Here is a 13,626-nt window from a genome sequence, read left to right on the forward strand (position 1 = left end):
GGACGACTCGTCCGGCCGGCGGCGGCGTTTCCGTACCCCCGATCTCCGCGTCGGGACGGGACGCGCACCCCCGTCGTACGGCAGGATGCCTTTTCATGAGCACCCAGTCGACGCCCGGCATCGACGACGCCGGCACCACCGACCACCCGTCCCGCTCCGACGGGTTCGTCCGCGGCCTGTCCGGTGCGATCGGCGGCCCGCTGGGCGACCACGCCACGGCACTGGACCGGCCGGCCGGCCACGAGCGCCGGTTCTGGACCGTCGTCCGGATCGTCCTGGCGCTGGCCTGCCTCACGCTCGCGCTGCACTGGGTGCAGAAATCCCCGTGCCAGGACGGCGCCTGGCAGAAGAACGTCCAGTACACCCGGTTCTGCTACACCGACGTGCTCGCCCTCTACTACGCCGAGGGTCTCAACGAGGGCAAGGTGCCCTACCGGGACCACCCGGTGGAATACCCGGTGCTGACCGGCTACTTCATGGGGGCGCTGGGTCTGCCGGTGCACGCCATCGGCGACGGCGACCCGAGCATCAACCAGGGTCAGTGGTTCTACAACCTCAACGCGCTCGTGCTCGGTGCGCTCGCCGTGGCCACCGTGGCGGTGATCCTGGCGTTGCGCCGCCGACGACCCTGGGACGCCGCGTTGTTCGCGCTCGCCCCGGCGCTGGTGCTCACCGCCACCGTCAACTGGGACCTGCTCGCCGTCGGGTTGGCGGCGTTCGGTCTGCTGGCCTGGGCCCGACGACGACCAGCGGTGGCCGGCGTACTGCTGGGCCTGGCCGGCGCGGCGAAACTCTGGCCGCTGTTCCTGCTGGGGCCGATCCTTATCCTGGCGCTGCGGGCCAACCGGCTCCGCGCCGCGCTCACCGCGCTCGGCGCGGCGGTGGTGGCCGTGGTGCTGGTGAACCTGCCCGCCTACCGGGCCAACCCCGACAACTGGGGTCGGTTCTTCGAGCTGAACACCACCCGGCCGATCGACTGGGGGACGCTCTGGTACGTCGGGCGCTACCTCGACGGCAAGGTCGGCAACGACCCCGGCCAGCAGGGCCCGTTCGAATGGTTGAACGCCAACATCCCCGCCCTCAACACCATCTCGTACGCCCTGTTCGGGCTGGCCTGCCTCGGCGTGGCCGTGCTGGCGCTGCGGGCGCCGCGCCGGCCCCGGCTCGCCCAGCTCGCCTTCCTGGTGGTCGCCGCGTTCCTCATCTTCAGCAAGGTCTGGTCCCAGCAGTTCGTGCTCTGGATGCTGCCGTTGGTGGTGCTGGCCCGCCCGAAGTGGGGTGCCTTCCTGGCCTGGCAGCTCGCCGAGGTCTGCTACTTCGTCGCCTTCTACGGGGAGCTGCTCGGCGCGGCGACCAGCCGTCCGGTCTTCCCGGAGGGCGTGTTCGTGCTGGCCTCGACGCTGCGGCTGGCGACCGTGGTGACCCTGTGCGTGCTGGTCATCCGGGAGATCCTGCACCCCGAGCAGGACGCGGTACGCGCCACCTATGCCGACGACCCGGACGGCGGCGTGCTCGACGGCGCGCCGGACGCACCCTGGCTGGACCGCTGGCGCCGCCGAGCAACGACCACCGAACCCGAACCTGAGCCGGCCGTCACCACGTGAGAGAGCGTCAGAGTCGGTAGACGACGGCGTCGCCGACGTCCTGGCGGGTGATGCCGAGCGACTCGACCGGCGCGTCGATGGTGATCTCCCACGGCGTGCCGGGCACCTGGCTGCGGAGCAGCACCACCGTGCGGACGCCGAACGTCCGCAGGTAGTCGACGCTCGTCTGGTCGGGGAACGACTGGCTCACCCGACGGACGTCGTCGAGCTGCCGAGGCGTGAAACCGCTGCCGCCGTTCACCACGTCCGGAAACCCGTCGGTCGACCAGAGCATCACGTGCTGGTCGATGCTCTGGTTGCTGGGCAGCACCAGCAGCGGTCCCTCTGCCGCGCGCATCGCCGCCGGCTGGGCCGGCACCACCGGATGCGGGGTGGCGTTCAGGCCCTCGAGTGTGACCAGCAGCAGCGGCAGCAGGGTGGCCATCCGCAGCCACGGCCCCGGCCAGGACGGGATCCGCTGCGCGGCCAGCTCACGGACCCGGTCGGTGAGGGCGGTGACCGCGCCCGCCGCGAGCAACGCGAGCAGCAACGTGGTCCACAGCATCAACCGGCCCGGGGTCCGCAGCGCGTTCCAGCCCGGCGCGTGCTCGAAGAGCGGCACGTAGGTGAACGTGCCGTCGAAGAAGCGGGTGCCCATCGCGAAGGCCATCGTCACCAGCACCCCGACGAGCAACAGCAGCCGGTGCCGTAGCCGCCAGACCGAGAAGAACAGCCCACCGGCGGCCAGCGCGTAGAGCACGAAGCCCGGCAGCAGCGTCATCTCCGGATGCCACGGCAGCGCCGCGCGGGCGCCCTCGTGCAACCCACCCCAGATCCGTGATTCGGCCGGTGCGGTCACGAAGCCGGACGCCGGCGGCGAGAAGATGCTGATGTCGCGGATCGTCCGCTCGGCGTACGGGTGCAGTTCGGTCACCTTGAAGTACGGGAACGCCATCAGCAGGCCCACCCCGGCGAAGAACACCCCACCGACCACATCGGCCACGAGGAGGCGGCGGCCGAACGGCAGCGCCCGGCCGGACTTCAGCCGGCGAACTCCGAACAGCACCGCGACGACGAGCACCGCGCCGGCCAGGAAGTACGCGAACGGCAGGCCGATGCCGAAGCCGAGGCTGACCTGCCAGGCCGCCACCAGCCAGCCGGCGTACACCCAGCCGTCATGCCGCCGCTCCGGCCGGTAGCCGTGCCGTAGCGACCAGCCGTGCCCCCGCGCGAGCATCGCGAGCGCCAGCGGGATGCCACCGTTGGAGAGCACGTGCAGGTGCCCGGCCTGGGCCAGCAGCCACGGCGCGTAGGTGTAGCCGACCCCGGCCACGGCGGCGCCGATCCGACCGGCACCGAGCTGCCGGGCCAGGGCGTACGCCCCGAGCGTGGCGAGCGCGTGCGCCAGCACGAACACGATGTTGTAGCGCAGCACCGCGTCCTCGGGGCCGCTGCCGAGCATCCCGGCCGGGGCGTAGCCGAGCAGCGTGTCGGAAAACGCGAAGCTCCACAGCTCCGGGAAGAACGTGTTGGACTGCCACAGTCGCGCCGGGTCGGCCAGCAGGATGTGCCCGGACCACGCCATCTGCCACGCCTGCAGGCTCGGGTCCCAGGTGTCCTGCGGAAGCGTGTAGCGCGGGTAGCGCAGCGTCGGCCAGGTCATCAGCACGGCCAGCGCCAGCGCGCCGAGGGTGGCCAGGGTCCACTCGTGGACCAGGAACCGTCCGACGGCGCGGGCGGCTCGGCTGAGTCGGCTGGGCCGCGGCTCCGGCGCCGAGGCGAACGCCTCCCAGCGTTCGGCCTCGACCGGCTTCGCGTCGCCCGGCTTCGCGTCGCCGTCGGCCTTCTGCGGACCGTCGCCGCCATCCGCCTTCGTACCCTCGGCCTCGTCGGCGTCCTCGACCGCGACGTCCTTGACCGCGACGTCCTTGACCCCGGCGCCCTTGACCGCTGCGTCCTTGACTGCGGCGTCCTTGACCCCGGCGCCCTTGACCGCGGCGCCCTTGACCCCGGCGCCCTTGACCGCGGCGCCCTTCGTGTTGCCGCGCTTCGCGGCGGATTTCCTGCCGCCGACCTTCGCGATGTCGTTCTTCGTGGCGTCGCGCTCTGGTCGGCCGTTCGGGGCGGTGGCGCCCTCGGCTCCAGCGGCGCCGGATGGCGTGTCATCGGCGCGGGTCGGGCGGTCCGCGTCGGTGTTGGCGGTCGCGTCGGTGGAAGACGTGGCGGTGGCGGAAGCCGGCGGGGCGGGCGGGTCCCCGGCGCGCGTCGGCGCCGGTCGGCTCGGGGCGTCGTCGGTCGGAGTGGGCCGGGGGCTCCCGGGCTGTCCGGTGGTCATGCGGCCGGGCGCTCCGTCCCGAGCTTCTGGCGGAGGAAGTCGATGTCGGCCACCTGACCGGACACGCCGCCCGGGGTCTCGACGACCACCGGCGCCCCGGCGGCCCGGATCACGGCCACCACCAGCTCCGGGTCGATCGTCCCGCCGTCCAGGTTGTCGTGCCGGTCCTGGCCGGAGTTGAACGCGCCCTTGGAGTTGTTGGCGTGCACCAGATCGATCCGACCGGTGATCGCCTGCACCCGGTCGACCAGGCCGAGCAACTCCTCGCCACCGGCGTACGCGTGGCACGTGTCGAGGCAGAAGCCGACCTCGTGGTCGCCGATGGCGTCCCAGAGCCGGGCCAGCGCGTCCAGCCGGCGGGCGCAGGCGTTGTCGCCGCCGGCGGTGTTCTCGATGAGGACCGGGACGCCGAAGCCGCCGGAGTCCGCCGCGTACGCGAAGGTCTTGCGCCAGTTGTCGAAGCCGACCGACAGGTCGTCCCCGGCGTTGACGTGCCCGCCGTGGACGATCAGGCCCTTGGCGCCGATCGCGGCCGCCGCGGTCGCGTGCCCGAGCAGCAGCTTGCGGCTGGGGATCCGGATGCGGTTGTTGAGGGTCGCCACGTTGATGACGTAGGGCGCGTGCACGTAGAGGTCGACCTCGGCCGCGCGCAGCCGCTCGGCGTCCTCCCGCGGCTTGGGGGCCTTCCATCCCTGCGGGTCGGAGAGGAAGAACTGCACGGTGTCGGCGGACCGGGCGGCCGCCTCCGCCAGCGGGTCGGTCGAATCGACGTGGGCTCCGATACGCATGGCAGCGAGCCTACGTCGCGACCCCGACGGCTGCGGCGACGGCCGGCGCGGTGTCGTCGCTCGTCGCGTCACCCCGGCCGCTCGACGATCGTTGATGGGATGGAACCCGGCGAGCACGGCCCGGGGCTGCGCGTGGCGGGTCCGCCGCGCATGGCAGTCGGCGCTCGTCGGCCCGAGAGCGAGGTCATCCCCGCGGCGCGGCCCGGCACCGCGGGGGCGACCCCTCGACGTACCAGATCTCCGCCGTTGCAGAATCTCGGAAAATTCTGCCTTTTGCCCCGACAAGGGACGAGAGCCGTTGTATCGTCAGATAACAACACGATAAAGCTCCGCGGGGCGTCTTCGGTCCAACCTCATCGGTGTGGTCGTTCCTCCCCAGGTCCCACCCAAGGAATGCGGACGGGACGCTCCGCGGCCTCGTTGACGGGGGCTCGCCACCGACCAGTGACGGTCGGGTGGTGGGCCCCCGTCAGCACGCCCGGGGCACTGGCCCGACCGCCCCGGGCATGATCGTCCGGACCGGGTATCCTGGTCAGGTTGTCCGCGTCCGGCCGGGTTCCCCCGGCACGTGCGGGCAGCGACGCACGACCTCCTGCCACGGAAGGACCGTGGCCGCTTAGCCCACAGGAGGTGAGCACGTCTTGCGTCATTACGAGATCATGGTGATCCTCGATCCCAGCCTCGAGGAACGCACCGTCGCCCCGTCGCTCGACACGTACCTGAACGTGATTCGGACCGCGGGTGGCTCGGTTGAGAAGACGGACGTGTGGGGCCGCAGGCGCCTCGCGTTCGAGATCAACAAGAAGGCCGAGGGCATCTACGCCGTCGTCGACCTGCAGGCTACGCCTGCTGCCGTGGCCGAGCTGGACCGTCAGCTCCGGCTGAACGAGTCCGTGCTGCGCACCAAGGTCATCCGGCCGGAGATGCGCTAAGCATTCAGTCCGGCATTCAACCCGGTTCGCCCGGATCAGCCTCCGCGACTCTGTCGTACGGCTCTGAGAGCCTGTACGACGAGACGCTGAGTGCGCGAGGAGATGGTCATGGCAGGAGACACCACCATCACGGTCATCGGCAACCTGACCGATGACCCCGAGTTGCGGTTCACCCCGTCCGGTGCGGCGGTCGCCAAGTTCCGGGTCGCTTCGACGCCCCGTTTCATGGACAAGACCACCAATGAGTGGAAGGACGGCGAGCCGCTCTTCCTGGCTTGCACCGTGTGGCGTCAGGCGGCGGAACACGTCGCCGAGTCGCTGCAGCGGGGCGCCCGCGTGATCGTCTCGGGCCGGCTGCGTCAGCGGTCCTACGAGACCCGCGAGGGCGAGAAGCGCACCGTCATCGAGCTTGAGGTCGACGAGATCGGCCCGTCGCTGCGCTACGCCACGGCGAAGGTGCAGAAGATGTCCCGCTCCGGTGGCGGTGGCGGCGGCTTCGGTGGTGGCGGCGGTGGTGGCCAGGGTGGCGGCGGAGGCAACTTCGACGACCCCTGGGCTTCGGCCGCACCCTCTCCCGCGCGTGCCGGTTCGGGCGGCAACTTCGACGAGGAGCCTCCGTTCTAATGGCGCCGAGCGCCCGCGATCGCAAACCAGGAGCAAGGTCAATGGCCAAGGCTGCGGCACTTCGCAAGCCGAAGAAGAAGGTGAACCCGCTCGACAAGGACGGGATCACCTATATCGATTACAAGGACACGGCGCTGCTGCGCAAGTTCATCTCCGACCGCGGCAAGATCCGCGCTCGGCGGGTCACCGGCGTGACCTCGCAGCAGCAGCGGCAGATCGCCCGCGCGGTCAAGAACGCCCGCGAGATGGCGCTCCTGCCGTACACCGCAACGGCCCGCTGAGAGGAGGCACCGATATGAAGATCATCCTGACTCAGGAAGTGTCCGGCCTCGGTGCCCCGGGCGACATCGTCGAGGTCAAGGACGGCTTCGGCCGTAACTACCTGCTGCCGCAGGGCTTCGCGATCGCCTGGACCAAGGGCGCGGAAAAGCAGGTCACGGTCATCAAGCGGGCCCGTTCGGCCCGCGAGATCCGCGACCTCGACCACGCGAACGAGGTCAAGGGTCAGCTCGAGGGTCTCAAGGTCAACCTGAAGGCCCGCGCCGGCGACGGCGGTCGGCTCTTCGGCTCGGTCACCTCGGCCGAGATCGTCGACGCCGTCAAGGGCGCCGGCGGCCCGGTCCTCGACCGCCGCCGGCTGGAGGTGCCCGGTCACATCAAGTCGACCGGCACCTACCCGGTGAAGATCAAGCTGCACCCCGAGGTCACCGCGTCGTTCAACCTGAACGTCGTTCAGGGCTGACGACCAGCTGCACCACGACGAGGGCCCGCACCGAGCGATCGGTGCGGGCCCTCGCGCATGCCCTGGCGTGCCCGGCTCGCCGTCAATGCCCTGGCGTGACCGGCTCGCCGTCAGCCGATCGGTTGACCGGTCACCGCGCTGATCAGCACCGTGGAGAGGCCACCGCCGACCACCGCGGCGGCCAGCGCGATGGTGGCCGACCGCCACGTCGTGCCGACCCGCCGCAGCAGGGCCGCCACCACCAGACTGCTCACCAGCGCCAACCCGAAACGCGGCGAGCCGGCCAGCAGCGACTCCAACGCGCGTGACCGGGCGGAGTCGCAGCCACCCCCGCTGATGTCGGTGACACACCCGGCCGGCGCCTGCCCGTCCAGCGTGAGCAACCACAGGAAGATCAGCACTGCCGGCACCAGGTAGCAGGCGGCGGTGTAGAGCAGCGGCCGGACGGACCCACCGGGATCCGGGTCGAGCAGGTCGTCCTCCAGACGACGCGCCCAACCGCCCGTCGCCACCGACTCCACCCGCCGTCGGACCGACGCCGCGCCGACCGGCGGCCGGTCCGACCGACGCCGGGCGCCATCAGGGGGTACGGGAGCACTGCGCGGTCGCGGAGCCGTGTAACCCACCACCGGCGACCGGGGTGCCGACGTCGTCGCATCCATCCAGCGCGGATCGTCGCCGGACAACCGCGTGCCGGACCAGAAACCGTTGTCCCGGCTTGACCACCCCTCGGCCGCCGTGAACCGGTCGGAACGGGGTGGGAGCGTCCGGTCCCACTGGTCGTCCTCGACCGCCGAGCGTTCCCACTGGCCGGTGCGGTCCGACCGCTCCCAGCCACCGATGTTCTCCGCCTGCGACCACTGCTCGCTCAGGTCGGCGCCGTCCGGGCCGGCCGGCGGCCAGGCGTGCACACCCGAGGCGTCCCACGGGTCCACCGCGGGCGCGTACGACGGGTCCGGCTCCGCCGCCCGCTCCGATCCGCGTTCCCACGGATCCACCGCCGGACGCGTCCAGGACTCCTCCGCCGCCCGTCGGCTGCGCCGCGTCGGCCGGCTCGGCTCCGGACGAGACGTCCCGTCGGCCGGGTCGGACTCCAGGTCCCCACCGGACCAGATCACCTGGGGCCGGCCGACGGGCGCACGGCGGGGACGACGGTCCGGGACCGCGCCGGAGACCGGCTCCTCCTCTGCCGCGTTGGCACGCCGACGGCCGGCGTACCCCCCATCCTGCGGTCGGTCGAGCGTCCACTCCCGGGTGTGGTCCGAATCGGGGCCCGCGCCGATCGCCGGCCGCTCACGCCAACCCGTCTCGACGGCACGCCGTCGGGCACCCGTCGTCTCGGTGCTTCGCCAGCCGCCCCCGGAACTCGGACGCTCGACCTCGAACTCGGGCTCGTCCTCGGGCGCGTCCTCGTCCTCGTCGGGCGCGGCGTGCCGGCCGCCGCCGTCGGCGTGCCGAACTCCCGACTCCAGCGCCCACCGCGGCAGGTAGGCGTCGACCGGTTCGTCCTGCCCACGGTCCAGCGCGCGCCGCCGACTGGAGGTGCGATAGCGCGCGTCCTCGTCGTAAGGCTCGACCGGAGCGGGCAGCATGGGCTCACCCCACGAGGCGGTCGGCGGGCGCTCGCGCGGGCTGCCCTCCCCGCGTCCCCAGTCCCGGTAACTCACGGCCGGAGTGTGACCCTTCTGAACCGAAAGCGTAATCCGCTGTCCAGGTGTAGCCGTTCGCTGGAGATAGTACGGGAAGATCGTGTCACAGAACCGACCGAAATATTCTCCTCCACAGGCTGGGGACCGCGTTTCAGCAGCTCAGCGGCTTGTGGCCGAGAATTCCCCAACCGTTGTCCACAGCCTGTGCACACCCTGCGCACATGCTTGTGCACCGGTGTCCACAGGTTGTCCCAAGGCCCGTCCACCGGGCTTGTTGAGTCGCTGACCTCGGGGTCCGTATGGTTGGCCCTCGACCGCCGGCGCGATGGCCCCCGATCGACCGGCCTGGTCGGAGGAGAACTGTCGTACCCCGGCGGTAGAGCTGGGACCGGATCCGACGCAGTGGAGGGGGGACCCGTGTCGGTCACCGACGACAGGCGGGCGGAGTCACGGCCCGGCGGCGGCCAGCCGCCCGTGCAGCGGGACGGCCAGTTCGACAAGACCCCGCCCCAGGACGTCGCGGCCGAGCAGTGCGTCCTCGGCGGCATGCTGCTCTCCAAGGACGCCATCGCCGACGTCGTCGAGATCCTCAAGACCAACGACTTCTACCGGCCGGTGCACGCCACCATCTTCGACATCATCCTGGACATCTACGGCCGGGGTGAGCCGGCCGACTCGATCACCGTTGCGGCGGCACTCGCCGACTCCGGCGACCTCGTCCGCGTTGGCGGGGCGCCCTACCTGCACACCCTCATCGCCAGCGTGCCCACCGCCGCGAACGCCGCGTACTACGCGCGGATCGTCAGCGAGCGGGCGGTGCTGCGCCGGCTGGTCGAGGCCGGCACCAAGATCGTGCAACTGGGCTACGGCACCGCCAGCGGCGGCAGCCGCGACGTCGACGATGTCGTGGACCTCGCGCAGCAGGCCGTCTACGACGTCACCGAACGGCGGGTCAGCGAGGACTTCGCGGTCCTGGCCGACATGCTCCAGCCGACGCTCGACGAGATCGAGGCGGTGGGTGCGCAGGGCGGGATGATGACCGGTGTGCCGACCGGCTTCACCGACCTGGACCGGCTGCTCAACGGCCTGCACGCCGGCCAGTTGATCATCGTGGCCGGCCGGCCTGGTTTGGGTAAGGCACTCGCGCTCGACACCCCTCTGCCGACCCCTGACGGCTGGACCACGATGGGTGAGGTCAAGGCGGGCGATCAACTACTGGCGGCGGACGGCTCCCCGACCACTGTCACACACGCCTTCGACGTGATGCACGACCGTCCCTGCTATGAGGTGGAGTTCTCCGACGGCACCGTCATCGTGGCGGACGCGGAGCACCTGTGGAAGACGACCACCCGAGCGAGCCGGCGCCAGAGCCCGGCGCGGCGGACGCGGCACTGGTCCGAATCGTCGCTGACCAACCTACGGGCGGCCCACGAGACGCTCGGCGCCGCGGGAAACCAGCCGATCACCCTCTTCGACACGCTCGAGCAGGTCGGGCCGGAGTTCCGGCATGTCCTGCACACGGTCGCGCGTCAGGTCGGGTCGACCGACCGGATCACCCGCCCCATCGTCCGCAACGGCAAGACAAGGAACTGGACGGCGCCCGGCTACCCGGCCGGTCCGCTGGTGAACGCGCTTCTTGAACGGGCTGAGCGGGAGGTCAACGCAGGCAGCCGGGTCGACCATGATGGCGTCGTCACCACTGCCGAGATCGCGGCCACGCTGCGTACTGACACCGCAGACCGACGGCTCAACCATGCCGTACGGAACTGCGCCCCCCTCCAACTCCCGGACCGCGATCTGGTGGTTCCGTCCTACACCTTAGGGGCCTGGCTAGGGGACGGGCACACCGGCGCCAGCCGCTTCACCACCGCAGATCCGGACATGCTCACGCACGTCGAGGCGGACGGCTTCGCCGTGCGGCCCAGCGGGCCGATGGTCTACACCATTCTGCTGCAGCCCACGTCGGTTGCTCAGGCGCACGGCGTCTGCGCGGACTGCGGCGTTTCCACCAGGGCGTTGGTTGAGAGGCCGGCGACCAGGAGGTGTGCAGACTGCCGGCACCGCAACGGTTCCTTCCTCGGGTTGCTGCGTCAGATCGGGGTAGCGGCGGACAAACACATCCCTGATGTGTACCTACGCGCCTCCGAGGCGCAGCGCCGGGCGCTGCTGGCTGGCCTGATGGACACCGACGGCACCGTCGCCCCCACCGGTAACCTTCAGTACACGTCGACCTCGAAGCGACTGGCAGAGGACGTACGCGAACTCATCGTCAGCCTCGGCTACCGCTGCACGGTCAACGTGAAGCAGGTTCGCGGCCGCACAAGCGAGTCGTCGATCGCGTACACGTTGAACTTCTCCACCCCCGACGTCGTCTTCCGGCTCAAGCGCAAGCAGGATGCGCACGTCGAACGCCGCCGTATCACCTCCGACGTCCGGACGACCTCGCGGTACATCGTCGACGTTCGTCCGGTGCCGAGTGTGCCGGTCCGGTGCGTCACGGTCGACAACCCCGAGCATCTCTACCTGGCCAGCCGGGCGATGATTCCCACCCACAACAGCACGGCCAGCATGGACTTTGCCCGAAATGCTGCGATTCGGGCCAACCAGGCGGCCGCGATCTTCTCGCTCGAAATGAGCAAGGTCGAGATCGTCATGCGACTGCTCTCGGCCGAGGCGCGGGTGCCGCTGCACGTGCTACGCAGCGGGCAGCTCTCCGACGACGACTGGACCAAGCTGGCCCGCTGCATGGGCGAGATCAGCGAGGCGCCGCTCTTCGTCGACGACACGCCGAGCATGAACCTGATGGAGATCCGGGCGAAGGCCCGCCGGCTCAAGCAGCGACACGACCTCAAGATGATCGTCGTGGACTATCTCCAGCTGATGACCTCGCCGAAGCGCACCGAGAGCCGGCAGCAGGAGGTCGCCGACCTCTCCCGTGGTCTGAAGCTGCTGGCCAAGGAGGTCGAGTGCCCGGTCATCGCGGTGAGTCAGCTGAACCGTGGCCCCGAGCAGCGCACCGACAAGCGCCCCCAATTGTCTGATTTGCGTGAATCTGGCTCAATTGAGCAGGATGCCGACGTTGTCATCCTTCTGCACCGCGACGACTACTACGACAAGGAGTCGCCGCGGGCGGGGGAGGCGGATTTCATAATTGCTAAGCATCGGAATGGGCCGACCGACACGGTGACGGTCGCGGCCCAGCTGCATCTCTCACGTTTCGTGGACATGGCTATCGGATGAGCACTACGGCTTCTCGTCTGTCGGCGGCGCAAATCCAGGCTGTTGTTGAACGTGCGGGAGCGGGTGAGACTCTAACCCGAATTGCGCATTCGTACGGAGTCAGCAGGCAGGCCATTCGTGGTCTGCTCAGACGACGGGGCGTGCCAGCCCGGTCGAGGGCAAAGTTGACCGAGCCAGAGCGCTCGGAGGCGGTCAGGCAGTACACCGAGGGTCTATCTATAGCCGAGGTGGCGAAAAACTTCGCCATTACGGAGCCCGGGATGCGCGGCCTGTTGGTCCGCCGTGGCGTCGAGCTTCGCAGGACCGTGCACACTCTTCGACACGACGCATTTGATGTACTGACACCGGAAGCGTGCTACTGGCTCGGGTTTCTTTTCGCGGACGGATGCGTAACGTACCGGGAGGGCCACCTCCCGCAGATCTCGGTGGGCCTCGCTCAGCGAGACCGCGACCACCTTGTCTCGCTGCGCACCTTCCTGGGTTCGACCAGCAGCATCTCCGCGCCAAGCCCTACTCATGGGTCGTGCCAGTTTTCGGTGCGCTCTGCTCGCTTGGCGGAGCGCCTGATCTCTCTGGGGAGATACGATGGTCCCCTCGGCGAACAGCTCGACGAATCACGCGACTTTTGGCGTGGCGTCGTCGACGGCGATGGATCAATCGGCAGTTACCGCCGACCGAAGCCGAGCGAATCGACGTTCTCGCAATTCAGGCTGGTAGGCAGCAAGCGTCTGCTTGAGCCGTTTGTGACATTTTTGCGAAGGCATGACATCAACGGCCTTTCTGTTCGTCCGCACAAGACGATCTACACGATCGGAACGACATGCGGACCCGCCGAGAGGATCGTAGCTCTGCTGTATGCGGAAGCAACAGTTGCGTTGGCTCGCAAGGCGGAGGCGGCGAAAATAATGTTGGGTCGCTGATTTCTGATCCGCTTGATGTCCTGAGCCGTCGGTGGCGAGGGCTTCAACCGAGCAGGGGGAACCAGCCCGCCGCCTCACCAAGCTCCACCCGGTCCCGGTCGGTGAGCGGGATTCGCCCGGTGGCCTTCAGCAGGAACTCCTGGTCGTCCCATCCAGCGGGGCGGACCGCGTCGTCGCTCAGCAGGCCGTCCATCGTGGAAACGGCGATGCGTACCGCCGTTGGGCCGGGTGGCGGCGCGTCCGACAGCTCCGGCGTCAGGTCGAGGTGGTGCACCACGGCCTCGGTGGTCAGGGTGGCGAGGAAATCCGGTACGCGCAGCACGTGCCCCTGCGTGGTGACGTACCCCTCGGGGTCTGCCGACGCGGCGGCGCGGACCGCCGCCGGGGCGGTCTCTTCCCAGAGCCGGACGATGCCGGTCGGTCGGTCGAAGGCGGACGCCGACCGGCGGACCCACCAGGCGTGCCGAGCGGCCTGGTCATCGCCGCCCGGGAAGCCGCGCCAGTAGGACACGTCGTCCACGTCGGCGGGACCGTCGACGGGGCTGGCCAGGGCCACGAGTGCCCGCTGGGCGTCGCCGAGCACGTGCAACAGCAGGTCCGCGACGAGCCAGCCCTGGCAGCGGGTCGCTCGTTGCAGGCGCGCGTCGTCCAGGCCGTCGACCAACGCCGTGATGCCGTCGTACGCCTGGGCGAGAGCCTCGTCCGGCCGGATCTCGGTCATGCGATGCAGCCTCGCATGAGGCACCGCGGCCGCCAACCATCGACAGCGTCGGCGATGGGCCACGAGTGACGTGCCCCTGAGTCACAGTCGTG

11 protein-coding genes are annotated in these 13,626 nt (G+C 70.0%); 7 read left to right on the forward strand and 4 right to left on the reverse strand.

Annotation, left to right across the window (positions count from 1 at the left end; genetic code table 11):
• Positions 1–95 precede the first annotated feature (95 nt).
• Positions 96–1,604: a glycosyltransferase 87 family protein gene (locus AB0J68_RS13195; RefSeq protein ID WP_363938452.1), complete on the forward strand. Its 1,509-nt coding sequence runs from the start codon at positions 96–98 to the stop codon at positions 1,602–1,604.
• Between the two features lie 7 nt (positions 1,605–1,611).
• On the opposite strand, the gene AB0J68_RS13200 is transcribed toward AB0J68_RS13195, so the two are convergent.
• Positions 1,612–3,918 carry a hypothetical protein gene (locus AB0J68_RS13200; protein ID WP_363938454.1) on the reverse strand — a complete coding sequence of 769 codons (2,307 nt, stop codon included), beginning with the start codon at positions 3,916–3,918 and terminating at the stop codon, positions 1,612–1,614.
• Positions 3,915–4,706, reverse strand: a complete 792-nt coding sequence (locus AB0J68_RS13205) for a deoxyribonuclease IV (protein ID WP_363938456.1) — start codon at positions 4,704–4,706, stop codon at positions 3,915–3,917. Before AB0J68_RS13205 ends, AB0J68_RS13200 begins: the two co-directional genes overlap by 4 nt.
• 641 nt (positions 4,707–5,347) lie before the next feature.
• Between AB0J68_RS13205 and rpsF the strand changes: the two genes are divergently transcribed.
• The 4 genes from rpsF (at position 5,348) to rplI (ending at position 7,004) form a co-directional block, all read left to right on the forward strand.
• Complete coding sequence (gene rpsF, locus AB0J68_RS13210) at positions 5,348–5,638, forward strand: 30S ribosomal protein S6 (RefSeq protein WP_007453836.1); 291 nt, start codon at positions 5,348–5,350, stop codon at positions 5,636–5,638.
• 90 nt (positions 5,639–5,728) lie between these two features.
• Complete coding sequence (locus tag AB0J68_RS13215; RefSeq protein WP_234582687.1) at positions 5,729–6,262, forward strand: single-stranded DNA-binding protein; 534 nt, start codon at positions 5,729–5,731, stop codon at positions 6,260–6,262.
• 41 nt (positions 6,263–6,303) lie between these two features.
• Positions 6,304–6,543 (forward strand): 30S ribosomal protein S18, encoded by a 240-nt coding sequence (gene rpsR / locus AB0J68_RS13220; RefSeq protein WP_007073789.1) that lies wholly within the window; start codon positions 6,304–6,306, stop codon positions 6,541–6,543.
• 14 nt (positions 6,544–6,557) lie between these two features.
• The gene (rplI, locus tag AB0J68_RS13225; protein ID WP_007453817.1) at positions 6,558–7,004 is read left to right on the forward strand and encodes a 50S ribosomal protein L9; all 447 of its coding nucleotides are present in this window, start codon (positions 6,558–6,560) and stop codon (positions 7,002–7,004) included.
• Between the two features lie 110 nt (positions 7,005–7,114).
• On the opposite strand, the gene AB0J68_RS13230 is transcribed toward rplI, so the two are convergent.
• Positions 7,115–8,671 (reverse strand): hypothetical protein, encoded by a 1,557-nt coding sequence (locus tag AB0J68_RS13230; protein ID WP_363938459.1) that lies wholly within the window; start codon positions 8,669–8,671, stop codon positions 7,115–7,117.
• Between the two features lie 384 nt (positions 8,672–9,055).
• On the opposite strand from AB0J68_RS13230, the gene dnaB reads away from it, so the two are divergent.
• On the forward strand, positions 9,056–11,893 hold the full coding sequence (gene dnaB, locus AB0J68_RS13235; RefSeq protein ID WP_363938464.1) for a replicative DNA helicase: 2,838 nt from the start codon (positions 9,056–9,058) through the stop codon (positions 11,891–11,893).
• Between the two features lie 260 nt (positions 11,894–12,153).
• Complete coding sequence (locus AB0J68_RS13240; protein WP_355063380.1) at positions 12,154–12,813, forward strand: hypothetical protein; 660 nt, start codon at positions 12,154–12,156, stop codon at positions 12,811–12,813.
• 43 nt (positions 12,814–12,856) lie between these two features.
• Here AB0J68_RS13240 and AB0J68_RS13245 read toward each other — a convergent pair whose 3' ends face one another.
• Positions 12,857–13,534, reverse strand: a complete 678-nt coding sequence (locus AB0J68_RS13245; RefSeq protein ID WP_363938462.1) for a maleylpyruvate isomerase N-terminal domain-containing protein — start codon at positions 13,532–13,534, stop codon at positions 12,857–12,859.
• Positions 13,535–13,626: the final 92 nt, after the last annotated feature.

The sequence above is a fragment of the Micromonospora sp. NPDC049580 genome (assembly GCF_040675595.1).
Classification (GTDB): domain Bacteria; phylum Actinomycetota; class Actinomycetes; order Mycobacteriales; family Micromonosporaceae; genus Micromonospora.